The following is a 646-nucleotide window of genomic DNA, read 5'->3' as shown; positions in this document are numbered from 1 at the left end:
TGGATGGGCTTTCGTCCCTCGATCCCGGATTCCCTGCCGGTGATCGGGCCCGCCGGACGTGACCAGCGCGTGATCTACGCCTTCGGTCATGGGCATTATGGTCTCACTCAAGCTGCGGTCACATCGCGGCTCGTCGTCGATTTGGTCGAACGGAAACCCGTAGGCATAGACTTGAAGCCTTTCCTGCCGCAGCGCTTCTGAGATCATTTGGTGGGTGGTAAAGAAGGCTTTGTCAAAGTCGGCACCGTCAGAGGGGAGCAAGGTTTGTGCAATAAACCTCGGTACCTTGGACGAAGGAACAACATCAGTCTGGCAGTGTCTGGTTGGGTGTGAAGCGGCACCGAAGCTTTGACTCCTCCCAAGGGAAGCGCAACACCTCGGTCCGGCAACACAAGACGAACAATTCGGTAGGATCACGATCGGCGCCTACAATAATCCTCTACGCTACAAGTTCGCCAGCAACATCATGTGCGTAGCGGCGGCCGACTCAACGGGCCGAATTCAATGCTGATCCACAACCTACCTCCGTCAGCGCCTGAGGCGCGCGCGAGGATAAGGACGATTCGACGGGGATGTGTCGCAAACTTTTTGTTTCAGAGTTCCGGCTACAACGTCGAGGCGACAGTGAGGGGGGACGCGGTGTTCA

At 57.1% G+C, this 646-nt stretch carries 1 protein-coding gene; it reads left to right on the top strand.

Annotation, left to right across the window (positions count from 1 at the left end):
- Positions 1 to 201, top strand: a 201-nt coding sequence (locus JQC81_RS32640) for an NAD(P)/FAD-dependent oxidoreductase (protein WP_203275896.1), incomplete at its 5' end; no start/stop codon positions are given.
- Positions 202 to 646 lie beyond the last annotated feature (445 nt).

Origin of the sequence: Microvirga arabica, from assembly GCF_016811235.1 — a bacterium.
In the GTDB taxonomy this organism is placed as follows: Bacteria; Pseudomonadota; Alphaproteobacteria; order Rhizobiales; family Beijerinckiaceae; genus Microvirga; species Microvirga arabica.
Note: the sequence above shows the minus strand (reverse complement) of the source record. Positions and strands in the feature narration are given on the sequence as shown.